The sequence below is a fragment of the Luteibacter sp. NPDC031894 genome, assembly GCF_050273135.1.
In the GTDB taxonomy this organism is placed as follows: Bacteria; Pseudomonadota; Gammaproteobacteria; order Xanthomonadales; family Rhodanobacteraceae; genus Luteibacter.
This window is the reverse complement of sequence record NZ_JBNNMV010000001.1, coordinates 547,773-574,185: the sequence shown is the minus strand read 5'-3', so window position 1 is coordinate 574,185 and position 26,413 is coordinate 547,773. Positions and strand designations below refer to the sequence as shown.

Sequence of the window (26,413 nt, the reverse complement as noted above, 5' to 3'; positions counted from 1 at the left end):
TCGCGACCCCACTCCCCGGTCCCGCCGATGTCCCCCATCCGTTACAAGCAGCTCGACGTCTTCGCCGCCCGTCATGGCGGCGGCAACCCGCTGGGCGTCGTCGTCGACGCCGCCGGCTGGTCCGACGCGCGCATGCAGCGCTTCGCCCACTGGACGAACCTGGTCGAAACGACCTTCCTCATGCCGCCACGCGCCGCAGGGGCGGGGTACCGGGCGCGTATCTTCACGCCGACCAAGGAAATCCCCTTCGCCGGTCATCCCACCATCGGCAGCGCCCATGCCGCCCTCGACGCGGGCCTTGTCGCGCCTGACGCGGCTGGCATCGTCTGGCAGGAATGCGGTGCCGGCGTGCTGCCGATCCGCGTCGAAGGCAGCGGTCATGGCCGCGAATTGTTCGTGCAATCGCCCAAGGCACGCATCGTCGGTGACGCCTCGTGTGGCGGCGAGACGCTGTCGGCCGTGCTCTATGGCGTGAAGCCCGGCCTGCTTGCGCCGGCCTGCGTCGAAGGCGGGCGCCGCTGGTGGATCGCCGAGTTCGCCGACGAAGCCGAACTGCGCGGCTGGCGTCCCGACCACGCCGCCATCCGCGCACTCGCACTCGCCACCGACACCCTCGGCCTATGCGTGTTCGCACGCTCCTCTGGGGGCCTCGCCGTCCGCGCGTTCCCTGCCGGCGTCGGCATCGTGGAAGATCCCGCCTCCGGGGCGGCGAACGGCCTCATCGCCGCCTATGTCGCCGAGCGCGACGGTACCGGCGACCTGGCGAAGGGCTATGTCGTCAGCCAGGGCCGCGAGGTGGGACACGACGCCCGCATCATCATCCGCATCGACGGCGACGCCGTCTGGGTCGGCGGCCGCACGAACACCATCATCGACGGCTGCGTGGACTGGCAGGACCTCTGACCATGGACGAACGTGACGAGTGGCTGGCTAGGCGCCGGGCATCTCGTCCAGGCGCAGGGTCAGGCATTTAGCCGCGCCGCCGGACTTCATGAATTCGTCCAGCGCCACCTCGACGACCATGAAGCCGGCGCCTTCCAATCGCTCGCGCAATTCGCCGCTGGCACGGTTCAGGATCACGACGCGGCCGAGGTTAACGGCGTTGCAGGCGAAGTCGAGTGCATCGTGCTCGCGGACCGGAATGCGTTGGCCGGGCGGCACGTGCTTCTCGATGAGGGCGAGCGCCGGCGGATCGAAGGCGCCAGGGAAATACAGCAGGTAGCCGTTCGCCAGCGGACAGAAACAGGTGTCGAGATGATAGAACCTGGGGTCGGACAGCTTGAGTGGCAGCACCTCGATGTCGAGCAGGCGCGCCAGTTCGGGAGCGGCCTCCGCGTCGGACCGATGGCCATGGCCCATCCAGAGGCGGCGGGATACACCGCGATCGAATAACGCATCGCCGGCACCCTCGAAGAAGACGTCCTCCGGAAGGTCGACGATGTCGAAACCGTGCCGGGCGAACCAGTCCCGGTTGTGCGCTTGCTCACCCTGCCTCTCCGCGTAGCGGAAGCGGCTGGGTACGAAGGCATTGCCGAGGACGAGGCCTGCGTTTGCCGTGAACGACATGTCGGGCAGCCCTTCCGCCGGCGGCTGCAGCGCCACGTCCGCGTGGCGGGACACCGTGTCGCGCAGCGCATCCCACTGACGACGGGCGCGCTCGCTGGTGGTGTCATGGACGTGGTCGGTCATCCATGGATTGATGACGTAGCTGACCTCGAAGAACGTGGGAGCGCACATCAGCAGCCGGGGCACGGTGCGCTCGATCATCGGGGACGTCGTTTCTGCCATGGACGGCGTGCGCCTGTATGGGATGACGAGACCCCATCATGGCAGAAACGCGGGGAGACCCGTCAGTGCAGCTTGTCACAGATACTGCTGACGGTTTCCGCGGAGAAGTGGAGTTCCTTCAAGGCTTCCTTGAGGGATTCGCGCGAGTTCACCTCGCTTTCGACCTGCTCGCCCACGCTGCTCGGCGACACGTGCACGAAGGTCTTGCCGTCCTGGTAGGCGATGCCCTCGTCGTGGACATTCTGCTTCGTGAGCACCTTGAACGTGCCGTCGCCCGACTCCCTCACCGTGATCGAGCGGCCCTCATGCTGCCCTTCGTACACCGTTTTCCAGCTTGCCGACATGTCATCCACCATCGCGTCGCACACAGCGTGCAGCCCCGATTGTGGCGAATGCCTGCGGCTAGCGATTGTGAAGGGCTGCTCACCCGCTCTCAGGCGAGTCCGGCCCGTTGCGCGGCCACCTTCGCCATCGCCGACCAGTCGAGGTCCCCTTCCCCCGCCGCCAGGGCGGCGAGGAGGGTGTCGTGCAGCACGCTGGCGAAGGGCATGGGCACCCGTTCCGCTTCCGCCGCGGCCCGGGCAAGACCGATGTCCTTGAAGCCCAGGCTCATCTTGAACCCGGCCGGGGCGTAGTTCTCCTGCGCGATCAGGCCGCCGTATGTCTTGAACACCGGCGAGGCGAACAACGAGCCGGACATCACCTCGAGGAAATCCTTTGCCGATACGCCGTGCGCACGGGTGAGCGCCGAAGCTTCCGCCATGCTCTCGATGGCCGCGCCAATCAGGAAGTTGCCCCCGATCTTCACGATGGTGGCGCGCACGGGGTCGTCGCCCATCGGCCACACCTTGGTGGCCAGCGGCTCCAGCAGCGGCAGGACCCTGGCCAATGCCTCCGGCTTACCGGCGGCGACGATGTTGAGCTCGCCGGAAGCGGCCACCGAGGGGCGGCCGAACACCGGCGCTGCGACGTAGCCCAGCCCGCGCGCTTCATGCGCGACGGCCAGCTCCCGCGCCAGCGCGACCGAGATGGTCGCGTGGTTCACGTGTACGGCGCCCTTCGGCAGGGCGTCGAGTACGCCGCCGTCGAGGATCACCTCCCGCACGGCCGCATCGTTCGCCAGCATGCTGTGCAGCACCTCGACGCCCTCGGCGGCGGCGCTTGCGCGCTCAGCCACCGTCGCGCCCTGCTCCGCCAGGGGCTGCGTCGCCTCCGGCGAACGATTCCATACCGCCACCGTATGGCCAGCCTTCAACAGGTTCGCCGCCATGCCGGCACCCATGCTGCCGAGGCCGATGAAGCCGATTCGTACGCTTTGCATCGCTTGCTCCTGGTTAAACGGCGAGGCCGGCGGCATGGCCGGAGGCCCAGGCCCATTGGAAGTTGTAGCCGCCGAGGTGGCCGGTCACATCGAGCACCTCGCCGACGAAGTACAAGCCAGGCTGGCGGCGGGACATCATCGTCGACGACGACACCTCGTCGGTGTCGACGCCGCCAAGGGTGACCTCAGCGGTGCGATAGCCTTCGGTACCACTGGCCACCATGGGCCAGTCCGACAACTGTGCGCCGATGCCGTTCAACTCCGCGTCACGGTACTGGCGCATGGGCTTGTTCGGCAGCCAGACCTCGCACAGGCGCTCGGCGAGCCGGCGCGGCAGCAAGCCCGACAGCACCGTCTTCAGTTCGGCGGCCGGACGCTCCGCGCGACCCTCGCGCAGCGCCTCCGCCGCATCTCGGCCAGGCAACAGGTCGATGCGGAGATCGGTGCCGGGTTCCCAGTACGACGATATCTGCAGGATGGCGGGACCACTGAGCCCGCGATGGGTGAACAGCATGGCGTCGCGAAAGGATGTGCCGCTCGCCCGGGCCTCCACCGGCAAGGCGACGCCGGCAAGGCCGTCGAAGCGCTCCTGGTGCTTGCCGCTCAGCGTCAACGGCACCAGGCCGGCGCGCACGGGCAGCACGGCGTGACCGAACTGCTCGGCGACGGCATAGCCAAAGCCCGTGGCGCCGAGGCTGGGAATCGACAAGCCGCCCGTCGCCACGACCAGCGATGCCGCGCGGACGTGGCCCAGCGGCGTGTCGCAGGCGAACCCGCCGGCCGCCGCCTTCAGGTGCGAGACGGCGCAGCCGGTTTCCACGCGCACGCCAGCCGCGGCGCATTCATCCAGCAGCATGCGCACGATCTGCTTCGACGATTCGTCGCAGAACAGCTGCCCCGGGGATTTCTCGTGCCAGGCGATGCGATGCCGGTCGACCATGGCGATGAAGTCCCAGGGCGTGTACCGCGCCAGGGCCGACTTGCAGAAATGCGGATTGGCCGAAAGGAAATTCGCCGGCGTGGTCGCCGTGTTCGTGAAATTGCAGCGGCCGCCGCCCGACATCAGGATCTTCTTCCCGGCCCGGTTGGCGTGGTCCACGACGAGCACGCGCCGTCCGCGACCGCCCGCGACGATGGCCGTCATCAGGCCGGCCGCGCCGGCCCCGATCACGAGCACGTCGTATTCCATGGTCCGCTTCCACCACCAGATAAACGCACATGATACCGGCCGTCCCGGATCCATGGCGCATGGATCTCGCTTCCCCCCGCTAAACTGTCCTCCGCTCCCCCCTTCGAAAGGACCACGACCATGCCCTCTTTCGACATCGTCTCGGAAGTCGACTCGCACGAACTCACCAATGCCGTCGACCAGGCCAATCGGGAAGTCTCCACCCGCTTCGATCTGCGCGGCACCTCGGCAAAGTACGAGCTCGAGGAGAACGTCATCACCCAGAAGGCCGACAACGAGTTCCAGCTGAAGCAGTTGCTCGACATCCTCCGCGGCCGCCTCTCCGCGCGCGGCATCGACGTCCGCGCCATGGACGAAGGCAAGGTGGAGACGAACCTCGCGGAAGCGCGGCAGAAGATCACCATCAAGCAGGGGATCGAACAGCCGATCGCGAAGAAGATCATCGCGAAGATCAAGGAGGCCAAGCTGAAGGTCGAGGCCCAGATCAACGGTGAGAAGATCCGCGTGACCGGAAAGAAGCGCGACGACCTGCAAACGGCCATCGCCCTGCTCCGCAAGGCGGACGTCGAGGTGCCGCTGCAATTCGAGAATTTCCGCGACTGATTACAAGCCGGCGATACGGCTGCGGTTACGACCTTCGTTCTTCGCCTCGTAGAGCGCGTCGTCCGCGCGGCCCAGCAGGGAATTCAGCGATTCCGGCGTGCGCCACATGGCGACGCCGGCGCTGACGGTGATGCGGATCCGATAGTCCCCGTGCACCATGACCATGGCGCCGAGCGCGTGCCGCACGCGTTCGGTGATGTCCAGGGCATGCTCGGCCAGCGCCCCCGGCAGGCAGAGGATGAATTCCTCGCCGCCGAACCGCCCGGCGAGGTCGTCGGCACGGCACATCGACGAGATCACGCGCATCGTCTCCCGGATGACGGTATCGCCGGCCAGGTGCCCGTAGGTGTCGTTCACCGACTTGAAATCGTCGATATCTATGAGGACCACACTGAAGGGGATGCCATCCGCCGCCGCGCCCTGGCGCACACGCTCCGCCTGTTCGAGGAAGCGGCGGCGGTTGAGCGATCCGGTCAGTTCGTCGGTGCCGGCCAGGTGGTCGAGCCGCTCGTTTGCGGCCTTGAGGTCGCGCGTGCGCGCGTCCACCTGGGCCTGCAGCAGTTCGGCGCGACGGCGCAGGTACAGCGTGCGCAGGTAGACCAGTCCGAAGAACACGGCCACGCCGAGGGCGATACCGGCCAGCAACGTCCATGGGCTCTCGTACCAGCGCGGCGTCACGACGATGCGCAGCGAGGTTTCGACCGTGCGCGCATCCAGCCCCCGCATGGTTGCACGCAGGCGCAACGTATACGTGCCACTGGGCAGGTTGGTATAGATCGCGCTCGGCGGGATGCCGCGCGGCACTTCGTTCCACGCGTTGTCCGTGCCGTCCATGCGGTACGCGTAATGGGTTTCCATCGGCGCGCGGAAATCGAGCAAGGCGAAATCGAGGCGAAGATTGCGCCCGTTGCCGTCCAGCGCCACTTGCCCGCCGTCGCCGGGAATCTCGCGCAAGGCAAGTGGCCGCTCGTTGACCGAAACCTGGGTCACGGCCAGCCGCGCGGGACCGACCGCCGGAGCCACCCACTGGGGCCGGATCACGGTAAGACCACCCAGGCCACCGAACATCAACTCGCCGCCCGGTGCCTCGGCGGCCGCACGATGGATGTAGCTGGGAATGCGCAGGCCGTCGCGAATGCCGAGCTCGGCGACGCGGTGGGTGGCCGCATCGACCATGGCGACGCCGTTGGCCATCGACGCCCAGACGCGATCGTCGTGGTCGACCAGCAAGGCATTGATCTTCGTATTCGACAAGCCCTCGCGCGCGCCGACCAACCCGAAGTGGAACGGCCCGCGCGGCTTGAAATCCTCGAGGTAGGCGATGCCCCCGAAGGTGCCCAACCAAAGCCGGCCATGCGAATCGAAGGCCATGGAACCGGTGTAGTCCTGCGGCAGGCTGTCCGGAACGGCCGGATCGTGGCGCAGGTTCACGAATCCCGGCTCGCCGTCGTAGGAAATGCTGATGCCGCTGATCGTCGCGTACCACCAGGCCCCAGCCATGCGCACGATGTAACGCACCTGGTCACCCACGAGGCTCTTCGGGTCGTCCTCGTCATGGCGCATCTGCGTCAGCGTGCCGTGCACCGTGTCGTAACGGAACAAGCCGTCATAGCCGCCGATGAGGATGTCGTCGCCCTCGCGCTGCATCGACAGGATCAGCCGTCCGTCCAGCTTGGGAATCATCGAGCTCTTGAGCTCGAAGGTATCCGGGTCGATGCGCGAGATGCCCTGGGCGCCCGCCCAGATGGACCCGTCGGGCGCCACGACGAACGCCTGGACGTCGCGCTCGGCCTGCTCGCCGCCCAGCTGCAGGTGGCGCATCGTGCCCTTGCCGAGGTCGAGGACGTCGATCCGGCCCATGCCCAGGCCCAGCCATACACGGCCGCGCGGGTCGACGAACACGGCGTGCACGTTCGCGTTCGACAACGTGCGCGTTTCCAGCGGCGACGGCAGCACCGAGAACACCTTGCGGCCGTGCGGATCGTAGTGCGCGGCGCCGAGCTCGGTGGCAACCCAGATGTTGCCCGCGGTGTCCTGGTAGATGTCGCGCGTGATGTCGCCCGGCAACGACGAGGGCATCGCCGCATCGTGCGCGAGCGCGCGCAGGCGGCCCGTGGTCAAGTCGTACGTAACCACTCCCGCGCCGTCGGTCGCCGCCCAGAGCACGCCTTGCGGCGTCTCGTGGAAGGCGCGCACGGTCCGCCGCCGGGCCATGCCGTTCTTACCCGAGAACCCGGGCACCAGGTGCCCCTGTCCCTTGGCGTCGATGTAGACGGCACCGGACTGGCCGGTACCGACCCAAAGCCGTCCGCGGTCGTCCTCGAGCAACGCCCAGACCTGGTCGTGGAGGATCTCGTCCACGGCGGGATCACTGGAGCGCACGCGTTCGAAATGCCCTCCGGGCCGGCGCACGAACAACCCGTTGTCGGTGCCCGCCCAGACCCGGCCCGCCCTGTCCTCGGCCACCACGAACGTGCGCGGCAGCATGTCCCTGGCGTCGCCGGGAGCGGGCGACTCGTGCGTGATCGTGCCGCTCGCCAGGTCCAGCCGGTCGACACCGCCCTCGGTGGCGATCCAGAACGTGTCGTGCTCGCGACCGCGCGCAATCGCGAAAATCTTGCCGTCCGACGTCCCGCCGGGACCGATCGGATAAACGTGGAAGCGCATGGAGGTGGGATCGAAGCGGACCAGTCCACCGGCGTTGGTGCCGATGAGGAGCCCGCCGTCGTCCAGCGGCACGAGCGTGCGCACGTAGGAATCGGGAAGCACGGCGCCCGCATAGGAGTCCGGTTCCTGACCGAACACCTGCATGCGGTAGCCGTCGTATCGCACGAGGCCGCCGAAGGTGCCGATCCAGATGAGGCCGCGTGTGTCCTGGACGATGGACGTGGTGGTCGAATGCGGCAGACCGTCGGCGACACTGACTGTGTCGAACCAAACCGACTCGTAAACGGCCCATGGATCGACCTTGCTGCCGGGAGTGGCCTGGGCATGCGCCAGCAAGGGAACGAAAACGCAGCAAAGCCATCCCACAAGGGCGAACAGACGTGCTCGGATGCGCGGGAGGCGAGCGGTCCGCGGTTGGCGGTCAGCCCGCATATGCCGGTGTCGGATCGATGTACCGGGCGAACGCGTCGGCGCTCATCGGGCGGGCGAAGAAGTAGCCCTGGCCGATATCGCACCCAAGGTCGCGTAGCCAGTCCGCCTGCGCCTCGGTCTCCACGCCTTCGGCGATCGTGCGCATGTTCAGTTTCTTTGCGAGACCCACGATGGCTTCGGTGATCACCCGGTCGGCGAGGTTGGAGCTGCTGCCGCGCACGAAGGACTGGTCGATCTTGATGGTGCCCACCGGCAGCTCGCGCAGGTGACTGAGGTTCCAGTACCCGGCCCCGAAATCGTCGATGAGCAGGTCGAACCCGTGCGAGCGCAGCTTCACCAGCTGGCGCATCGTCGCCTCGGGCTGGCGCATCGCCGTGGATTCGGTCAATTCGAAGCGAATGCGCGTGGGATCGACCCCGTAGGAACGCACGGCACGGTGCAGCGTATCGACGAACGCCGGCCGGCTGAGTTCGTGCATGGAGAGGTTGATCGCAACGTAGTCGACCGCCGTGCCCGATGCATCCCAGCTCTGCAACTGGTTGAGCACGGCGCGCAGCACATATTCCCCCAGGGCATGGATGAGGCCGGAGCGCTCGGCGATGGCCACGAAGACCGACGGCGGCACGTCGCCACGGGTCGGATGCGGCCAGCGAGCCAGCGCTTCCACGCCGGCGAGGGTGCCGTCGCGCAGGTTGCGCTTCGGCTGGTATTCCACGGTCAGCTGGCCCGCCTGCAGGGCCTCGCGGAGTTCCACGGTAAGGGCCAGGCGCTCGCGGGCCTGTTCGAGCATGCCTTCCTCGTAGAAGCGGAAGTCGGCCTTGCCGGTTTCCTTCACCGCATACATCGCCGCATCGGCATTGCGCAGGAGCGCCTCGGCGACCATGCCGTCCTGCGGTGCGACCGCCACGCCGATGCTCGGGCTCACCGCCACGAACTGGCCCGCCACGTTCACCGGCTTGGAAACGAGGTCCAGCACCTTGCGGCAGACGCGGACGAGGTTCTCCATGCCGCCGTACGCCTGCACGATCACGACGAATTCGTCGCCGCCGAAACGGGACACCGTGTCGCGCTCGCGCACGCTGCTGCGCAACGATGAAGCGACGGCACGCAGGAAGCTGTCGCCTGCCTCGTGGCCCAGGGTGTCGTTGATCGACTTGAACCCGTCGAGGTCGATGAACATCACGGCGAGCGAGACGCCCTGCGGCGCCGCCAGCGCCTCCTTCAACTCACGCATGAGGTAGGCGCGGTTCGGCAATCCGGTGAGCGTGTCGTGGTAGGCGTGGAACGCCAGCGCCCGGCTGGCCTGCTCCCGTGGATCCTTGAGCTTCGCGTGCAGGTGCCGCCGCTGGCCCACCAGCCAGGCGATGACGGCGGCAGCCAAAGCACAGACCACGACGAGCGACAGCATCCAGCCGAGGCCGGCGCCGACGGTGCTGAAGCTGGCGCAACCGGAACCATCGGCCGGCCCCGCGAAGGACCAGCGCGCGCACTTCGATACGGCGAGGTGCATGCCGCTCTCGACGCTACGATGTGTCAGCACACCACGCTCCGGCCCGGCTTCCGGGACACGTCACGGGCCGGCATGGAGAGCAGCCGGCCCGCGGATTCAACGAAATGTCCAAGGACAGCGCCACGAAGCCCGGGGAAAGATCGGACGTGACGCCCCTTGTCCCCCGGATTATCGGCCACTACCGTCCCCGACTTTAGCCCCACGCAAGACCCCATCCGGCGTCCGCCCTTTCCGCATGATGCTGCCTCGGCGGAAAAACGCAATCCATCCGAATGGCGCGACGCCGGCCGACGGCCGTCAGTCGCCCTTCCCCGAAAGGTACTGATCGAACCAGGCGAGGGCGCGTGCCAGGACGTCTCGACGGCTGGCGTCGCGGGCAAAGCCATGGCCCTCTCCCGCGTAGACCACCAGCGACGTCGGCACGCCCTGCGCGCGCAGCGCATGCCAGAACTCGAACGACTGTGGCGCCGGCGTCTCGGCGTCGCGCTCGCCCACCACCACCAGGGTCGGCGTCTTCACCTGCTTGATGAAGTTGATGGCCGAGCTCTTGGCGTACACCGACGGATCGTCATAGACGGAGGCGCCGAAGAACGGCTTCATCCACTGGTCGATGAGGTTCTGGCCGTAGTAGCTCTGCCAGTTGGAAATGCCCGCTCCCGCCACCGCGGCGCGGAAGCGTCCGGTCTGGGTCACGCCGAACATCGTCATGAAACCGCCGTAGCTCCAGCCGGTGAGCCCCAGGCGCTTGTCGTCCACCGGATGGGTCTTTTCGATGGCATCGACGCCGGCCAATACATCGCGAAGGTCGCCGTAGCCGAAGTCCTTGCGGTTGGCCTGCACGAACGCCTCGCCCTGGCCGTAGCTGCCGCGCGGGTTGGGCATGAACACGAAGTAGCCCAAGGCCGAGAGCGGCGCACCGCCATAGCCGACGCCAGGCCAGCGCGGCGTCACCGCCGCCGCGGGGCCGCCGTGGATCGACACGATCATGCCGTAGCGCTTGGCGGGATCGTAGTTAGCGGGATAGAGCAGCCAGCCCTGGACGTCATGCCCCTCGTTCGTCCAGGCGATCGATTCGGCCTTGCCCCAGGACGGCTTCAATCCTGCGTTGAACGACGTCACGGTCTTCGGCGCGGCGCTTCCGTCGAGGCTGGCGACCTGCACTTCGGGTGCCTTATCGAACGAACTCGCCGTAAAGACCGCGGTGCGCGCGTCGGCAGTCAGCGAGAGGGACATCGACAGGCGCCCGTCGCCGATGCTCATCGGCGTCTCGAACAGCGTCGTCGCCTTGGAGCCGCCGTCACCGAGCTCGTAGCTCGACACGCGGCTCGCGCCGGCGGCGTGCTCGCCGACCAGCAGGCGGTTGGGAGCCGTCCAGGTGAGCCAGGCGGGGGTCGTGCGGATGCCTGGCGTGACGTCTACCGGTGCCGCGCCGCCGGCGGCCGGCACGGTCCAGATGTCGCCGCCCGTGGACCCCTGGTCGCTCATCAGGCCACCGATGAAGGCGACCTTCGCACCGTCAGGCGAGAAGCGCGGCACGGCGACCTGGAGGTCCTTCAGGGGACCGGAAAGCTTGGCGGTGTCGACCAGCGTCACGGCCTTCGCACCGGCACTGGCAGGCTGCGCATAAAGCTTCGCCACCCACCAGTTGTTGTCGCCCGGGGGCTCCGCGCCGACGTAGGCGATGCGGTCGCCATTGGGCGAGAAGGCGAATTCGTAGATGTGGAGCCCGGCAGGGGTGAGCGTCCGGACGGCGCCGCCAGAGAGGTCGACCGTCGCGACCTGCTGCACTTCGATGCCCTCGACACCGATCTCGCCCAGCTGGGGTTTCGCGGCCGCGGTGGCGCTCGCGCGCCGGGTGGCGTTGGGTACGTACAGGAAGCCGATGGCCTTGCCGTCCGGACGCCACTCCAGGCCCTGCACGTAGCCGGTGAGGTGGGTCAGGCGCTTCGCCGCGGCCTTCGTCGTGACGTCCACGACGCTGATGTCGTTCTGCTTGCCCTCTTCCACGCCGGCCGCCTTGCCGGCGCAATCGGACAGGAAGGCCAGGTGGCGCGAATCGGGCGCCCAGATCGCCTCGCTCTCGCTGCAACCCTTGCTGGCGGTCACGCGATGGGCGTTACGGCCATCGACATCGGCCACCTCGAGCACGGGCTTGCCGTTCGTCTTCACGGTCCAGGCGAGGTGCTTCGCATCGGGCGAGATGGACACCGAGCCGATGGCGCGGACCTTGCCCAGCGCGTCGAGGATCGCGGCGATCCGCGGGTCTTCCGGGCGCTTGGCCGGGGAGTCGGCATAGGCGGCGCCCGCGCAAGCGAGCGCGACGGCTGCGGCGATCCATTGTGTACGCATGGGGGCCCCTGACTGTGTGTGAAGCATGAAAGCTAACACGGACACAAAGCCGGTGGGAGCCGCGGAATCGCCTACGGCGCGAGCAGGTGCCGGTACTCAGGATTCCGTTCGAACCACAGCGCCGCGTACGAGCAGGCCGGCTTGACCTTCCAGCCCTGCGCCGCCGCGACCTGCACGGCGAACCGCGTCAGGAGGTTCGCGATACCGCGTCCGCCCACGGGGCTGGGCACGCCGGTATGGGTGATGGTCATGACCTTGCCGTCGAGCTGGTAGTCCACCTCGCAGCGGTGCCCGTCGACCACCACCGAAAATTCGTGCTTCCCGCTGTCGTGAATGATTTCCAGGGGCTTGGCGACATCGCTCATGATGGCTCTCCGAAGGGACTGCCCGTAAGCATGCGCGTGTTCGACGGAAGCGTAAACTGCTCGCGCGCGGCCCGCCCGGTCGTCAAGCCAAGGACATCCTGCAACGTGCTGATCATCCACGAACACGGACAACACGGCGGCCCCATCGAGTGGAAGGCCGGCATGGGTAAACCCGTCGCCCCCATCTGGATCGACCTCGTCAGCCCCAGCGAGGACGAACGCCGCTGCGCCGCCGAGATCACGGGCCTGCGGGTGCCGGAGCGCGGTGACATCGTCAGCCTCGCGATGTCCAGCCGGATTCGCACGGAGGACGACGCGATGTACCTGTCGATCCCCTACTTCGCCGATACCGGCAACAACCACGCGGCACCGGTCGGCATCGTCGTGACGCACCACGTATTGATGACGCTGCGCTTCGAGTCGTCGCCCGCCTTCGAACTCGCCAGCGAGAGCTGCGACACGCACCGCTGGGATTCCAGCGCCGACGTGCTCGCGACGCTGATCGAGGCGATCGTCAACCTGGCCGCGAAGCGCATGGAGGACGTGTCGGCGGACCTGAAGAAGCTCTCCGACCGGATCTTCACGCCGGTCCGCGTCGGCACTCCCGCCCTGCGCGCCTGCATGCTCGAGGTGGGGCGGCTCGAGGGTGAGCAGGCGCGAAACCGGTCGTCGATGCTGGGCGTGCAGCGCATCGTCTCGTTCGTCCGCGCCAAGAAACCCGAATGGATGTCCGACGACGTGGAAGTGCGCCTGCGCGTGGTCGACCACGACCTGCGCACCCTCGACGAATTCGACGACCAGGTCACCAACAAGCTGCAGTTCCTGCTCGACGCGAGCCTCGGCTTCATCAGCACCGACCAGAACCACGTCATGAAGGTGCTGACGGTGACGTCGGTGGCCACGATCCCGCCGGTCATCCTGGCCGGGATCTGGGGCATGAACTTCAAGCGGATGCCGGAGCTGGACTGGACCTTCGGCTATCCGATGGCACTCGGTGCCATCCTGCTGAGCATCGTCTTGCCCGTGCTGTTCTTCAAATGGCGGGGGTGGCTCGAGGGGGACTAGCCACTCCCTACCGCACGCGTTCACGTTTGTGAAGACGCGATAATGCGACCTGATCCACATTTTTTTACATTCTGCCGCTTTCGCCCTAAAGTCGCGGGCTTTCCAGCCGACATACCTACGTGGGTCGCCGTGCCTGGATAGCCGGACAGACACACATGGGGCCCGCCGCGGTGGCGCGTCCCGCTCGGGGGAGGGAGTGGTCGGTGCGAGTCAGTTGCCCATATCGCCGTAAACCGGTGGCGCGGAAAGCGCCGCCATGAAAGCTCCGTGGCACGCCCTCGCCGGCACGCTGCCGGAGTCCCGCCTGCTCGCTTCCGTGGCGGAGTTCACCCATCACCGCGACATCGACGCGCTGGACCATAGCGTGGTGCTGTCGCTGGCCGAGCTCGTCGCGGTCAGCAGCGTCACGCTGTGCAAGCGCGGCGAAAGCCTGCAGCATCCCGTGGATTCGATCGTCGTCTGCACGCGCAAGCCTGGCGGCGGCTTCGTCGTCGAGGCCATCGATCCTGGTCGGGACGGCGATCCCATCGACACCATCGTGTGCGCGATGGAAACACTCGAAGCAATCACCGACGTGACCGAGGACGGTACCAGCCGGCTCGTGATCCCCATCCAGCGCGAGCACGCGGCCATCGGCGCGCTGATGCTCGAAGCGGAAGATTCGCTGGACGATGTGCGCTCGATGGTGGAAGGTTTCGCCCGCATCTATGGCAACTACATCGCCCTGCTGAACGAAAGCGAGCGCGACAAGCTCACGGGACTCTACAACCGCCGCAGCTTCGAACAACGGTTGCAGCGGCTGCTCAAGTTGCAACGCCAACGCGCGCGGACCGTGATGCCCGAAGGAAAGGAGCAGCGCCATGTACCGGCGGATGTCTCGCAGCTCTTCCTCGCCATCCTCGACATCGATCATTTCAAGCGCATCAACGACACCTACGGGCATGTCTACGGCGACGAAGTGATCCTCATGCTTGCCCAGCAGATGCGCGCCAGCTTCCGCCAGGGCGACGTGCTGTTCCGCTTCGGCGGCGAGGAGTTCGTCATGCTCATCGCGGCCGCCGACGAAGAAGCCGCACAGGCCGTGCTCGATCGCTTCCGCCGTTTCGTCGCCGGCCATGCCTATCCGCAGGTCGGGCATGTCACGGTCAGCATCGGCTATGCGCGCATCACCGAGAACGACTACCCGGAAATCGTGCTCGACCGCGCGGACAAGGCGCTCTACTTCGCCAAGCAGAACGGACGCGACAGCGTGTACGGCTACGAGTCGCTCGCCGCGCGCGGGGAACTCGCGGCATCGGTGGCCCTGGGCAGCATCGACCTCTTCTAGGCCGGGGATGAGCGCGTGACGTAGCGCCGGCCGCCCGCCTTCCCGTCCGGCCGGACGCGGAACGCGAGGCTGATCCGCGGACCGACGGCGGCGCGCGTCTTGGGAATCCCGTGGTCGTAGTGGAACTGGGTGACATAACTCATCGTGAGCAGGCTGCCCGGCTCCAGGTCGATGTCGAAGGCGCGCTTCGGCGCCTCGCGCTCGCGCAAGGACATCCGCCGCGTCGCACCCAGCGAAAGCAAGGCGATCGGCGCGCCTTCGGCGAGTTCCTCGAGGTGGTCGTTGTGCGGCGCCACGCTGTCGCGGCCATCGCGATAGAGGTTGAGGCCCACGGAAGTGAACGGCACTCCCGTAAGTGCGACGACCTCCCTGCCAGCCTCGCCGAGCACGGCCGGCAAGGCGGGGGCGTCCAGCGCGTAATGCTGTACCAGCCGGGGCACGGCGACTTCGCGCCCATACATGGCGCGACGCTGCGCCTCCCAGGGAATCTCCGCAAGCAGGCTCTCGAACCAGGCCGCCGCCCGTGCCGGGTCGATCAGGCCCGGCTCATAAGCGAACCGCCCGTGCTCGTCGTCCACGAGCACGAGGGGTTCCGCAGCGAAAAGGCCGCGCTGCGTCATGGCGTCCTTATTTGACGACACCGCAAGCGATGCGCGCGCCACCGCCGCCCAGTGCCTCGGGCTTGTCCGAGTAGTTGTCACCGCCGGCGTGGATCATGAGCGAGTGGCCCTTCAGCGTGGCCAGCTTTTTCAGGCGCGGGGCGGTGACCGCGGTCGTGTCCGTGCCGTCGGCACCCACCGTGAGCTTCGGAAGGTCACCTTCATGGCCGGACGCGGCGTCGGGGCCTTCGTGCATGCCCGTGTGCGCCGGATCGTAATGCCCGCCGGCGGCGAGCGCGGCACCCTTCTTGCCGTCCTTTTCGCCCGGGTCGCAGCTCGCCTTCTCGTGCAGGTGGAAGCCATGCTCGCCTGGCGGCAAGCCCTTGAGGTCAGGCGTGAAGACGAGTCCGCCCGCGCTTTCGGTCACGGTGACCTTGCCCACGGACGCACCCGCGCCATTGGCGGTGACCAGGGTCATCGGTACGGTCACGCTTTTATCGGCGGCCTGCGCGGCGGCGCAAACCAGGAGTCCGGCAACGGCTACGGCGATACGATTCATCGTGCGCTCCTTTGGCTCTGAGGGAATCCCGATACTACCCCGTGGACGCCGATTCAGAAGATGCGGGCGGTATCGTCGGGCGTCAACAGACGCCATTCGCCGGGCGCCAGGCCGTCCAGCGTCAGCCCGCCAAGGGCCACGCGTTGCAGGGTTTCCACGTGGTTGCCCGCGGCCGCGAACATCCGACGTACCTGGTGGTAGCGCCCTTCCGTGAGGGTGAGGCGCGCATGGCGCGGGCCGAGCACGTCCAGCCTGGCGGGCTCGAGGGGATCGGTTTCGCCTTCCAGCAGCAGCGTGCCGGACGCGAACAGCGCCGCCTCGTCGCCGCGCAGGTCGGATGCCAGGGTCGCCTCGTACACCTTCGCCACCGACGCCTTCGGCGAGATGATCCGGTGCAGCAGTTGGCCGTCGTCCGTGAACAGCAGCAGGCCCGATGTGTCGCGGTCCAGCCGCCCCACGGTGGAAAGGACCGGGTTGCGCAGCGAAAAACGCGGGGGAAGCAGGTCGTACACGAGCCGGCCGACGTCCTTGCGCGAGCAGGTATAGCCGGTCGGCTTGTTGAGCATGAGCAGCAGGCCCTGCGGCGGGTCCAGCGGCTCGCCCTCGAAACGCACGTCGCCGTGCTCGACCCTGTCGTCGGCATACAACACCTCGCCCGCCGCGTCGGTGACCAGGCCCTCGCGGAACATGGCCGCCACCTGCTTGCGACTGCCGTAGCCGAGGTTGGCGAGGAGACGAACGAGTTTCATCGGCGGGGCTCCGTGGCTTCGATGACCTTGAACCCGTCGCGCTCGACGACGGTCCGGACGTGGGCGAAACAGGCGCCGAGGGTAGCTTCATAGGCGAGGTGGCGGTTCGCGACCATCCAGAAGGCGCCATGCGGCGACAACCCCTTGGCGGCGGCGGCGATGAACGCGCGGCCCAGCGACGGATCGTCGGCGCGACCCTGGTGAAACGGCGGATTCGCCACGATCGCGTCATAGCCGTCGTCGATGCCGTGGGTGACGTCGTGCCAACGCACGCTCGTGGCGACAGCCCGGCCCGATCGCTCCACGGCGTCGGCCAGGTTCTGCCTGGCGGGTTCGAGCGCACGCGCTTCCGCCTCGTACAGGTCCAGGCTCGTGACCGCCGCGCAACGCGCGACGACCTCGCAAGCGAGGTAGCCGAAGCCGGCACCAAGGTCGGCCACCCGGCCCGACAGGTCGGCCGGCAGCACGCTCGATAACACCGCCGACGCGGTATCGACGCGGTCCCAGGCGAACAGACCCCGTCGCGTCGCGAAACGGCCGTCGGCGGTGCGCAGCGTCGCATCGAGACCGAGCCACTCGTCGAGCAGTACCTGCTCGGGCACCGCTCCTGGACGCGTCCAGAACACGCGGCACTTATGTTTCGACAGGCAGGTAACGCCACCGGCAAGTAACGCGAGGTCGGCTTCGGCGGTCTTCGCGCCCTCCGCATTGGGAACGCTGGCCACGACGATGCCGCCGTCGCCGACATGGGCCATGGCCTGCGCGAACAGCGCGCGCGATTCTTCCCGCTGACGCGTGGGCAGCACCATCACGACGCGATAGCGGCCGTCCGGGACCTCCGGCACCACGGTGAAACCGGAGCGCGCCAACGCGTCGGCCGCGGGCTTGAACGACTGCTGCAGCGTCCAGCCCGGCCGCCGCCGCTCGCGCAGCGCGAAGCCGTCGCGCGCACGAAGGAGCAGGAGGCTGCCGTCCTCGGGCATGGCGAGGTCGCCGGATGCGAACGGCACGAACAGCGCGTCGAGGGCAGCATCGGAAGCGGAACCGGCGGACACGCAAGGACCTCGGAAGGGAAACGGTGGACCGCCGATTCTAGCCCATGCGCCCGTCCAGCCGGCCTAGCTGCTGCAGGAGAGCATCGAGCAGCCGACACGTTCTCGCGCCCAGTCCGGCCGCCGTCCCGCCAGGTGTTCCCTGCCCGGCTGCTCGTCATAAGGCCGCTGCAACGTGTCGAGCAATTCGTGGATGCCTGCCTCGTCGCCCTGCTCCGCCCGGTCGATCGCCTGCTGGGCGAGGTAGTTGCGCAGGACGTAGCGTGGATTGCTCGCGTGCATCAGCGCCAGGCGTTCGGCATCGGGGGAATCGTCGGCGCGCACGCGTTCGGCGTAGCGGCGCAACCACGCCAGCAAGGGCTCTTCCACCGCGAGGCGGCCGGCATCGTCGTAAAAGGCGGCGCCAACGCTGCCCACGTGCGGCGCGGCATGATCCAGGGTGGCGAGGTCGCGGAAGAAGATCGTCATGTCCATGCCGCCCGCCGCGAGGAGACCGCGCAAGTCGGCCACGAGGGCTTCGTCGCCCGGTTGCGACCGTGCGAGGCCCAGCTTCGCCGCGGAGAACGCCGCATCCGTCGCCTCGAACGTCTCCACATAGCGGCCCAACCCCGCCTGTAATGGTTCGACGCCGGCGAACAGTGGCGACAACGCCTGTGCCAGGCGCTGGAGGTTCCAGTAGCCCACCTGCGGCTGCTGCCCAAAGCGATAGCGGCGATGGGCGCGATCGGTGGTGTTCGGCGTCCAGTCGGGGTCGAAGTCGTCGATCCAGCCATAGGGGCCGTAGTCGATGGTGAGGCCGAGGATCGACATGTTGTCCGTGTTCATCACGCCATGCACGAAACCTACGCGCATCCACTGCGCCATGAGCACGGCGGTGCGCTCGCAAACCTCGGCGAAGAAAGCGGCGTAGCTGTCTTCGCCCGGCAATCCGGCGAGCATGGGGAAGTGCGTGCCGATGGTGAAGTCGACCAGGCGGCGCAACAGGTCGACGTCCCCGCGCGACGACGGCAGCTCGTAGGAGCCGAAGCGCAGGAACGATGGCGCGACGCGGCAGACGATGGCGCCGGGTTCGGGGGCCGGATGGCCGTCGTACATGACGTCGCGCACGACGCTTTCGCCCGTGGCGACCAGGGACAGGGCGCGCGTCGTCGGTATGCCCAGGTGGTGCATGGCCTCGCTGCAGAGGAACTCGCGGATCGACGATCGCAGGACCGCCCGGCCGTCGGCGCCGCGCGAATATGGCGTGCGGCCGGCGCCTTTCAGTTGCAGTTCCTGGCGGCCATGGCGTGCTGTCAGGGCCTCGCCCAATCCGATGGCCCGACCGTCGCCGAGCTGACCGGCCCAGTGACCGAACTGGTGGCCACCATACGCCATGGCGTACCCGGTCATGCCAGGCCAGCGGGCGTTGCCTGCAAACACCTCGGCAAAGTCCGGTGTGGCTTCGGAGGTGCCCAGCATGTCCGCCACCTCGCGCGAGACCGCCACGGTCCGCGGCGCCGGCACCGGCGTCGGGTCCACCCACGAGAATGCCGCACCGGTGACCTGCCGAGGCACGTTCAGCGTCTCGGGATCGGCCGGGAGTTCACGGACGAAGGCGTTGTCGAAACGAAGGTCGTTCATGGTCGGTCCGCAGTAACTTCCCCCCGATATCCGGTCACTCGCGTTCCGTTGCAACCCGGCCCTGCCTCGCCACCCGCGTCAGGCCGCCCGAAGTCGGGCAAACTAGCGCCCCGCCCTCCCGTACCGGAACCCATGCGCCTCCTCCGTTCCCTGGCCCTGCTCGCGATCCCGGCCCTCCCCGTGGGAGCCGAGCCCGTTGCCGTGCCGCGGAGTGAGCAGACGCTGGTGGAGATCATCAACGCGACGATGGGCACGCTGCCGAATGCGATGGACGCATTGTCGGCGAAGGTACCAGGCGGGTTGCACCCGACGGCCGACGCCCCGCCCCAGATCGTGCGCAGCATGCCCTTCGTCACCCGTGACGGCTTCCGCGTCAGCGCGTTCGAGGCCCGCGGCATCGAAGAAGGCGGCGACGTGCCGATCGTTCGCTTCACGTCGATCCAGCTCGAACAACGCCCGTGCTTCCAGCGCGCCGGACTGGACGAGACTTTCCACGCGACCTCGTCGGAAACCTCCCTGCCCGCGGCGCCATCGATGCTGCCCAACCGCTACATGGTGATGCAGATGCCATGGGGACGCCTGTCCTTCGGCACGTCGCAGGAGAGCGGTGGCTGCGTCATCGCCATCGTCGGCGATGCGACCGGCGGCGGTGCCGGCCTGCGCATGCCCTTGCCGCTGCCGCAGCCAACCACCATGCCCGGCATGCCGGACCTGCGTCGGACCTGGCCCATGCCGGTCGGCGCCTACTCCGCCGAGTAAACGGCGTCGGGCGCGGAAAACTGGCCGAGGACCCGCTCGATGCGGTCCTCCGGCACGGCTTCCGAAAACAGGAATCCCTGCAGTTCGTCGCACCCGGCCTCACGCAGGAAGACGCGTTGCTGCTCCGTTTCCACGCCCTCGGCGACGACGCACAGGCCGAGCGCGGCCCCAAGGTTCGACACGGCGCGGACGATCGCGGCCGAATCGTCCGCCGTCGGCGCCATCTGCACGAACGAGCGGTCGATCTTCACCTTGTCGACATCCAGGTCCTTGAGCAGCGTCAAGCTCGAATAGCCCGTACCGAAGTCGTCGAGCGAGATGCGCACGCCGGCGCGGCGCAGGCGCCTCAGGAGGCGCACGGTCGAGGCATCGGCGTTGACGATCGCCGTCTCGGTGATTTCCAGTTCGAGCCGGTGCGCCGGCATCCCGGCGGAGGCGAGGACATCGAGCACGGTGTCGGCGAAGCGGTCGTCGCGCAATTGCACGGCGCTCACGTTCACGGCCACGAAAAGGTCTGCCAGCGGCGCGAGCCGCGCACACGCCCGGCGCAGTATCCATTCGCCGAGATGCCCGATGAGCCCGGTTTCCTCCGCCACCGCGACGAACTGCACCGGCGGCACGGCGCCCAGTCGGGGGTGCCGCCAGCGGGCCAGCGCCTCCAGGCCGATCACCTTGCCGTCGCTCGCCCTCACCAGTGGCTGGTAATGGCAGTCCAGGCCCTCGCCGGTACGCAGCGCCTCGCGCAGTGCCACTTCCACCTCGCGGCGGTGGACCAGCGATGAATCCAGTTCATCGGTGTAGATCACATAGCGGTTACGGCCGCGTTTTGCTTCATACAGCGCGCTGTCGGCCTTGCGGGCCATCTCGCCCGCGGCCACGGCGTCCGCGTCGATCGCCACGATGCCGACCGACGTGCCGATGAAGGCGGTGTTCGCGGGCACATCGAACGGTGTGTTCGCCAGGACCAGGATCCGTTCCGCGAGGTCGCGGACGTCAAGGTCGCCATCGTCGTCCACGAGCAGCGCGAACTCGTCTCCCCCGATGCGCGCCACGGTGTCGCTGGCTCGCACCAGTGCGCGCAGCCGCGTACCGAACTGCACGAGCAGTTCGTCGCCGGCCTGGTGGCCGTAGGTATCGTTCACGCGCTTGAAGCCGTCGAGGTCCAGGTACAAGAGCGCCGAATGGACGCCCCCTCCCGCGGCACGGGCAATGGCCGCATCGAGCTTGCCGAACAGGGCCGTGCGATTGGCCAGTCCGGTGAGGGCGTCATGGCAGGCCAGCCATCGCACCTGCGCCTCGGACTCGCGCAGTTCGGTGATGTCGGTCACGGAAGCGAGTACGTGGGGCAGGCCGTCCAGGTCGATGCAGGTCTTGCGCGTGAGCAAGGTGCGCACGCGCCCGTGCAGGTCCGTGATGGTTTCCTCGGTCTCCACGACTTCATGGCTGCGCAGCACCGCGTCGTCGCCGGCGGCGAAGCGAGCGGCCTGGTCCGGAGGGAACAACTCGTCGTCGCGCTTCCCGACGACATCCGTGGCCGCTACGCCCATGTTCTCGCAGCCGATCCTGTTCACGAACACCCACCGATGCGACGCGTCCCGCACGAACATCGCCGTGGGCATCAGTTCCAGCACTTTTGACCAGGTGCCGAGGTCGTGGATCACCGGGCTCTCCCCCTAGAGGTCACCCGGGCAATCTGCGACGCGTTCCGTGATGCCGGCGTATGCGGGAAAGAAAGGGCCCCGAGGGGCCCTTCCCGCTCGTCACCGGAACCTGCTTACTCCGGCTGCGTGGCAACGGCGGCCGGCGAATTGCCCACGCCGACCGTCGCAACGACCTTGTTGCTGAAGGGGTCGATCACGGAGACGTTGTTGGAGCCCGAATTGGTGATGTAGACGCGACCGCTGTAGCGGCTGACAGCCACCGCTTCCGGCGAGTTGCCCACGGCCACCGTGGCCAGCGTTTTCCGGCTGAGGGGCTCGATCACCGAAACCGTGTTGTCGGCGAAGTTGCTGACGTACACGGGCGTACCGACGAGGCTGGTCGCGACGTCGTAGGCACCGTTACCCGCGGCGAGCGTGCCGATCACGGCATTCTTCAGCGTGTCCACCACGGCCACACCATTGGAACCGATGTCCGGCGCGTACAGGCGCGCACCGAAGGGACCGACGTCGAGACCGAACGGAACACCGTTCACCGGGACGGTGGCGACGGTGCGGCCGGCGCGGGTGTCGATGACGGACACCGTGCCGTCGCCGATGTTGCCGGTGTACACGCGCGCGCCAAGGGGGCCTGCGGCGATGCTCAACGGCGTGCTCCCCACGGCGATGGTGCTCGAAACGGTATTGGTGGTGGCGTCGATGACCGAGACCGTATCGTCGCCGGAGTTGGCCACGTAGGCCTTGCGACCGTCGGCACCGACGGTCACGGCCGCCGGCGTCGAACCCACCGGCACTTCGGCGGCCACGATGTTGGTGAGGGCATCGATCACGGAGACCGTGTTCGCCTGGCTGTTCGCCACGTAGACGCGATTGCCGTCCGGGCTGACGGCGGCAGCCACCGGCGTGAAACCGACAGAGATCGTCGCGGTCACATCGTTGGTGGCCATGTCGATGACCGACACGGTGTTGCCGGCCTGGTTCACGACATAGGCGTGATTGTTGTGGCCGGCCGACGCGGGCAGTGCCACGCCGGCCACGAGCAGCGGGAGGGCGCAACGGGCCGCGGAGGCCATCCAGCGACTATTCGCCGCCGTTTTTTGCTTCGTCATGGGAGTACCTCGGTAAGGGATGTGTAGCGCGACAAGCGCCTGGTCCATTCCCAAGCGCGCGCAGAGACGCTAGTCCCCGGCAGTGACGGTTTGGCGATGTCCACACTTCCGCGCTCGTGACGGTTTGAAGACCCGCGTTCAACGCAGCGTCCCCACCTCGGCGCCCGACTCCTGCCAGCGCAGCACGCGATAGGAACGCGGGTCGCCCGGTTCGTTCTGGAGCGTTACGGTCGCCCGGATCCTCACGGCGATGCCGTCGCTCGTCGTTGCTGTCGAATCGATGGTGACCGTCCCGCTCGTAGGCACGGAAGATGGCATCGCTTCCGCGTTTCCGGGTGTGCGAGGAAGGCCTCCATGCTCGAGGTCCATGGCACGGACGTCCGCCACATACGCCTCGGCGGCCTCCTGTCCGGCTCCCGTCATCGCGGCGACGACGATGGCCGGCGCGTGCGCCATGTTCGGGCCGGAGGTCGACCAAAGGGTCAGCCCCGGTTCGATCCGATCTACCACATCCCCTGGCACGCCAGGGACACGACGCAATTCCTCGAGACTGGCGAATCCGCCTTTGGCCAGCAGGATGTCGGAAAAGCGTGCACCGGCACTCCCCCACCGGACGATCGCGTCGCGCAGTCGCCGCACCTGGTCCGAAGCGACGCCCGCCGCGCGTAGCAAGGCATCCATTTGTTCCGCGGAAGCCTTGTTGAGGTTGAGTTTGCCGTCCTCGTCAGCCACCGCGACCGTGACATCGATGTCACCCTGGCGAAGACGATAGAGCCGACTATCGGCCGCCCACCGCTGCCCAGCCTGCTGGGCGCGAAGGCGGAACGCCGCTTGTTCGACGCCGCCCTGTGCGGCGTAGAACGCTTTCGTCTGGAGGTACTGCCCGCGGGCCTGCGTGCCTTCGACCTTTGCGCTGCTTGCCAGTGCTCCGAGGGTGATCGCCGCTAGCGTGCATCCCCAAAGCACCACGAGGAGGGCCACGCCTCGCTGCTTCGGCGCGCGCAGCATGGCGGTCATGGTTTGCCGTCCGCGGCGGTCAGGCGGGCGTAGGCCTCGCGCGTATTGATCGCACCCGCGTCCATTCGCAACGGTACCGCGAGCGTCGGCCAGCGCAGGCCGGAGCGCAGCTGGAGTTCGATACCGACCATCGTCGGCAGGCGTTGCTCATACGGCCAGGACGACTGCCACGCAACCGCTTGGCCTTTGTCGTCCAATCCGCTGTAAACGATGCGCCCCGTGGCCACGTCATCGAGCAGCGTCTCCGCCGCCCCCGGTACGACCCGGGCACCCGTTCGCGTCGCGAGCGACGAGAACGCGATCTGCACGCGCTGCGCACCCGGCGCGCCGACGATCGTAAGCGTTTGCAACTGCAGTCCCTCGGCCGCCAGGTATCCAGGACCGGGAGAGACGAAGGTCATCGTCCGCGCGTCTCCGCGAAAGACCACCGCTTGCTTGTCGCCGCCCAGTGCCCATGGGTAAGCCAGCGCGCCCGATAACGCCCGCCGCAGATAGTTCTGCGCAGCCCGCATCTGGTCGAGCCGCTGGGTAGCGGCGAGACTCGCATGCGTGGATCGCGCAATGGTATCCAGCGAAGCCATCACGCCAAGGAGAAGCAGCGCAAGCAACGCCAACGCGGCCAACGTCTCCATCAGGCTGAAGCCCATCGATCGCTTCATCCGTCCCCCTGCCGCGGCACATCGCGTGGCGGGACGTCGGACACGGTTCGCTGCGTCACGAAGCGCGCTGATGCGTCCTTTCCTTTTTCCCGCCATGCCACCGTCAGCTCGATGCGATAGAGCCGCATCGGCATGCTTGTCCGCACGCCGGCCTCGGAGGCCGGTTCGGCCACCGTCATGTTCCACCGATAGGTATCGTCGAACTGCCCTGCATGCGCGCCGACCGAAGGAAACTCCGACACGAACTGCCTGTCGAGCAAACCGCGCGCCCACAACGACGCCTGGGTGTAATCGGCCGCTCGCGCGTTGAGCGCCATCGACGCCCCGGCGGCTTGCATCAGGGCACCGAAGCACAACGCCAGCAGGAACATCGCCGCCAACGTTTCCAGCAGGCTGAATCCTTGCACACGACACTGCCGCATCGACTCACCCTCCTTGCCTTCGAGGATACGGCGCGTCCGGTTGCTGTCGGATGACGCCTGGAGAAAGGGCCCCGAGGGGCCCTTTCCGTTCGTCCCTGACTCATCCCTGATGCTCTGCTCTCGAATCGATCAGAGGGTGATGCAGGTGTTGATCTTGGCAAGCGCGGCCGGCGCGGTGACGAACGCATAGCCCGTGCCGCCACCGGTGGCGGTGCGGTTACCGATGGTCGTGGCACCGGCACGGCGGGCGGCGCTGTACGTGTACGTCATCAGGTCGCGCACGGCGGTGAGGTCGGCACCGTTGCCCTTCTGGTTGAAGATCAGGTTTGAGACGGCGAGGATGGGATAGCTGCCGTTGACGCCCTTGGCATAGGTGGTCGGATCGGCCACGAGCATGCAGCCCGCCGTCGTCGCACCCGTCAGCGTCTGGACGTTCGGCGTACCGGGAACCAGGCCGCTGGCGGCCAAATTCCAACCGTTGATGACCTTGTCGACCAGGAGCGTCGTGAACGTGAGGGCGTCCGGCAGGTTGGCGTAAGGGTCCTTGCCGTTGACCTTGGCGGCGTGGGTGGTGGCCGAAACGGTGGCGTGCTGCAAGTTGGCCGCTTCGGCATAACCGACGGCACCCGGGTTGTTGCTGATCGTGGAGACGACAGCCGGATTGCCGCTGGCACCGATGGAACCGGCAGGCAGCGTGAACTGGGCGGCGACCGTGGTGAAGGCCTGGTCGGTCTGGAAGAACTTGCTGCTCGGGAGCGAGGTGCAAACCGAGCTCAGGTGGTTGGCAAGCGAGAACGTCGTGCCACTGCCGTCGCTGCGATAAGCGAGGAAAAGGTTGCGAGCGGGCAACGGCAGCGTCGGCACCGCGCCAGCGGTGAAGTCAGAAGCGGTCAGCTGGTTCCAGTTGGTGACCTGGCCCGAGAAGATGCGGCAGATGCCCGCGTCGGCCAGATCGAGGGACGCCACGTCCGGGTTGTTGAACACGACGGCGACGGAGCCGACGACAGCCGGGAACTGGGAAGGCTGGCCATACTGCGTGGCCTTGTTGCCGAGGTTGGTGCCGTTGCCGAACCAGTTGAACTCGGACTGCGACATCGGGGCGTCACTGCCCACGAAGTGCGGATTGACGACAGAGACGTCGGCGCCGAAGCCGGTGGTCGCGGACGCGGCACCCGTGCAAGCCTGACCGGCGCCGCCCCACGTGGCGGTTCCGTCGGAGTGGTCGAAGATCTTCTTGCCGCCGCCGCTGCCGGTCTGGCAGTACGACACGCTGTTCACCGGCGAGCTGGTGCTGGCCCAGTTGCCAAGCAACGAGTTCGCGGCGACCGCCGAGCCCGGCTTGCTTGCCACGTTGCTCGAGAAGACGCTGCCCGGGAGGAATCCCCAGCCGACATAGCCGCCGGCCGGCAGCGTCGCACCACCGCCGCCCACGTTGGTGCTCATCGCTGCACCGGCAGCGGTCAAACCGAGCGTCATCAATACGGCGCCAGCGAGGAGCTTGGCGCGGGTGTTCCCCATAGCATTACGCTTGAACATGGTGTTACCCCTAGTCGTAAGACCTCCTTCTTGGAGGCCTTACGAGTATTCGCTCCGT

Annotated in this window: 24 protein-coding genes; 5 read left to right on the top strand and 19 right to left on the bottom strand. The window is 67.5% G+C overall.

What is annotated here, in order from left to right; translation table 11 throughout:
- Positions 1-27 precede the first annotated feature (27 nt).
- Positions 28-903, top strand: coding sequence for a PhzF family phenazine biosynthesis protein (locus ACQKIE_RS02840; protein ID WP_427455557.1), 876 nt, complete (start codon positions 28-30; stop codon positions 901-903).
- Between the two features lie 27 nt (positions 904-930).
- Here the strand turns inward: ACQKIE_RS02840 and ACQKIE_RS02835 are convergent, their stop codons facing one another.
- The 4 genes from ACQKIE_RS02835 to ACQKIE_RS02820 form a co-directional block, all read right to left on the bottom strand.
- The gene (locus ACQKIE_RS02835) at positions 931-1,767 is read right to left on the bottom strand and encodes a dimethylarginine dimethylaminohydrolase family protein (RefSeq protein WP_427455555.1); all 837 of its coding nucleotides are present in this window, start codon (positions 1,765-1,767) and stop codon (positions 931-933) included.
- Between the two features lie 83 nt (positions 1,768-1,850).
- Positions 1,851-2,132, bottom strand: a complete 282-nt coding sequence (locus tag ACQKIE_RS02830; protein ID WP_427455553.1) for a hypothetical protein — start codon at positions 2,130-2,132, stop codon at positions 1,851-1,853.
- Positions 2,133-2,221: 89 nt separating this feature from the next.
- Positions 2,222-3,109, bottom strand: coding sequence for an NAD(P)-dependent oxidoreductase (locus tag ACQKIE_RS02825; protein ID WP_427455551.1), 888 nt, complete (start codon positions 3,107-3,109; stop codon positions 2,222-2,224).
- A gap of 13 nt (positions 3,110-3,122) precedes the next feature.
- Entirely contained in the window at positions 3,123-4,298 is a 1,176-nt protein-coding gene (locus ACQKIE_RS02820; RefSeq protein ID WP_427455549.1) for an NAD(P)/FAD-dependent oxidoreductase, read from the bottom strand.
- Positions 4,299-4,418: 120 nt separating this feature from the next.
- On the opposite strand from ACQKIE_RS02820, the gene ACQKIE_RS02815 reads away from it, so the two are divergent.
- A complete protein-coding gene (locus ACQKIE_RS02815; RefSeq protein WP_427455547.1) occupies positions 4,419-4,901 on the top strand; it encodes a YajQ family cyclic di-GMP-binding protein in 483 nt (160 codons plus the stop codon).
- Here the strand turns inward: ACQKIE_RS02815 and ACQKIE_RS02810 are convergent, their stop codons facing one another.
- From ACQKIE_RS02810 to ACQKIE_RS02795, 4 genes are all read right to left on the bottom strand, one after another.
- Positions 4,902-7,904: a ligand-binding sensor domain-containing protein gene (locus ACQKIE_RS02810; RefSeq protein ID WP_427455545.1), complete on the bottom strand. Its 3,003-nt coding sequence runs from the start codon at positions 7,902-7,904 to the stop codon at positions 4,902-4,904.
- A gap of 85 nt (positions 7,905-7,989) precedes the next feature.
- A complete protein-coding gene (locus ACQKIE_RS02805) occupies positions 7,990-9,540 on the bottom strand; it encodes a putative bifunctional diguanylate cyclase/phosphodiesterase (RefSeq protein WP_427455543.1) in 1,551 nt (516 codons plus the stop codon).
- A gap of 267 nt (positions 9,541-9,807) precedes the next feature.
- Positions 9,808-11,859 (bottom strand): S9 family peptidase, encoded by a 2,052-nt coding sequence (locus ACQKIE_RS02800; RefSeq protein WP_427455541.1) that lies wholly within the window; start codon positions 11,857-11,859, stop codon positions 9,808-9,810.
- Between the two features lie 71 nt (positions 11,860-11,930).
- Positions 11,931-12,224: a GNAT family N-acetyltransferase gene (locus tag ACQKIE_RS02795; protein WP_427455539.1), complete on the bottom strand. Its 294-nt coding sequence runs from the start codon at positions 12,222-12,224 to the stop codon at positions 11,931-11,933.
- Between the two features lie 105 nt (positions 12,225-12,329).
- Between ACQKIE_RS02795 and ACQKIE_RS02790 the strand changes: the two genes are divergently transcribed.
- Positions 12,330-13,289, top strand: a complete 960-nt coding sequence (locus ACQKIE_RS02790) for a CorA family divalent cation transporter (RefSeq protein ID WP_427455537.1) — start codon at positions 12,330-12,332, stop codon at positions 13,287-13,289.
- Between the two features lie 256 nt (positions 13,290-13,545).
- Complete coding sequence (locus tag ACQKIE_RS02785; protein WP_427455535.1) at positions 13,546-14,616, top strand: GGDEF domain-containing protein; 1,071 nt, start codon at positions 13,546-13,548, stop codon at positions 14,614-14,616.
- Here ACQKIE_RS02785 and ACQKIE_RS02780 read toward each other — a convergent pair.
- From ACQKIE_RS02780 to ACQKIE_RS02760, 5 genes are all read right to left on the bottom strand, one after another.
- Entirely contained in the window at positions 14,613-15,236 is a 624-nt protein-coding gene (locus ACQKIE_RS02780) for an alpha-ketoglutarate-dependent dioxygenase AlkB family protein (RefSeq protein WP_427455533.1), read from the bottom strand. The two genes, ACQKIE_RS02785 and ACQKIE_RS02780, sit on opposite strands and share 4 nt — an antisense overlap.
- 7 nt (positions 15,237-15,243) lie before the next feature.
- Positions 15,244-15,774 (bottom strand): superoxide dismutase [Cu-Zn] SodC, encoded by a 531-nt coding sequence (gene sodC / locus ACQKIE_RS02775; RefSeq protein WP_427455531.1) that lies wholly within the window; start codon positions 15,772-15,774, stop codon positions 15,244-15,246.
- A 53-nt stretch (positions 15,775-15,827) separates the two neighbouring features.
- Positions 15,828-16,523 carry a pseudouridine synthase gene (locus tag ACQKIE_RS02770; protein WP_427455529.1) on the bottom strand — a complete coding sequence of 232 codons (696 nt, stop codon included), beginning with the start codon at positions 16,521-16,523 and terminating at the stop codon, positions 15,828-15,830.
- A complete protein-coding gene (locus ACQKIE_RS02765; RefSeq protein ID WP_427455527.1) occupies positions 16,520-17,578 on the bottom strand; it encodes a class I SAM-dependent methyltransferase in 1,059 nt (352 codons plus the stop codon). Before ACQKIE_RS02765 ends, ACQKIE_RS02770 begins: the two co-directional genes overlap by 4 nt.
- 63 nt (positions 17,579-17,641) lie before the next feature.
- On the bottom strand, positions 17,642-19,195 hold the full coding sequence (locus ACQKIE_RS02760; protein ID WP_427455525.1) for a protein adenylyltransferase SelO: 1,554 nt from the start codon (positions 19,193-19,195) through the stop codon (positions 17,642-17,644).
- A gap of 132 nt (positions 19,196-19,327) precedes the next feature.
- Here ACQKIE_RS02760 and ACQKIE_RS02755 point away from each other — a divergent pair, with 132 nt between their 5' ends.
- Positions 19,328-19,954 carry a hypothetical protein gene (locus tag ACQKIE_RS02755; RefSeq protein WP_427455523.1) on the top strand — a complete coding sequence of 209 codons (627 nt, stop codon included), beginning with the start codon at positions 19,328-19,330 and terminating at the stop codon, positions 19,952-19,954.
- On the opposite strand, the gene ACQKIE_RS02750 is transcribed toward ACQKIE_RS02755, so the two are convergent.
- The 6 genes from ACQKIE_RS02750 to ACQKIE_RS02725 form a co-directional block, all read right to left on the bottom strand.
- Positions 19,939-21,615, bottom strand: a complete 1,677-nt coding sequence (locus ACQKIE_RS02750) for a putative bifunctional diguanylate cyclase/phosphodiesterase (protein ID WP_427455521.1) — start codon at positions 21,613-21,615, stop codon at positions 19,939-19,941. The genes ACQKIE_RS02755 and ACQKIE_RS02750 overlap by 16 nt on opposite strands.
- A 113-nt stretch (positions 21,616-21,728) precedes the next feature.
- The gene (locus tag ACQKIE_RS02745; RefSeq protein ID WP_427455519.1) at positions 21,729-22,721 is read right to left on the bottom strand and encodes a hypothetical protein; all 993 of its coding nucleotides are present in this window, start codon (positions 22,719-22,721) and stop codon (positions 21,729-21,731) included.
- A 138-nt stretch (positions 22,722-22,859) separates the two neighbouring features.
- Complete coding sequence (locus tag ACQKIE_RS02740) at positions 22,860-23,738, bottom strand: general secretion pathway protein GspK (protein WP_427455517.1); 879 nt, start codon at positions 23,736-23,738, stop codon at positions 22,860-22,862.
- A complete protein-coding gene (locus tag ACQKIE_RS02735) occupies positions 23,735-24,397 on the bottom strand; it encodes a hypothetical protein (protein WP_427455515.1) in 663 nt (220 codons plus the stop codon). The genes ACQKIE_RS02740 and ACQKIE_RS02735 overlap by 4 nt, the downstream gene beginning before the upstream one ends.
- The gene (locus ACQKIE_RS02730; protein ID WP_427455513.1) at positions 24,394-24,819 is read right to left on the bottom strand and encodes a type IV pilus modification PilV family protein; all 426 of its coding nucleotides are present in this window, start codon (positions 24,817-24,819) and stop codon (positions 24,394-24,396) included. Before ACQKIE_RS02730 ends, ACQKIE_RS02735 begins: the two co-directional genes overlap by 4 nt.
- A 129-nt stretch (positions 24,820-24,948) precedes the next feature.
- Positions 24,949-26,355 carry a substrate-binding domain-containing protein gene (locus ACQKIE_RS02725; protein WP_427455511.1) on the bottom strand — a complete coding sequence of 469 codons (1,407 nt, stop codon included), beginning with the start codon at positions 26,353-26,355 and terminating at the stop codon, positions 24,949-24,951.
- Positions 26,356-26,413 lie beyond the last annotated feature (58 nt).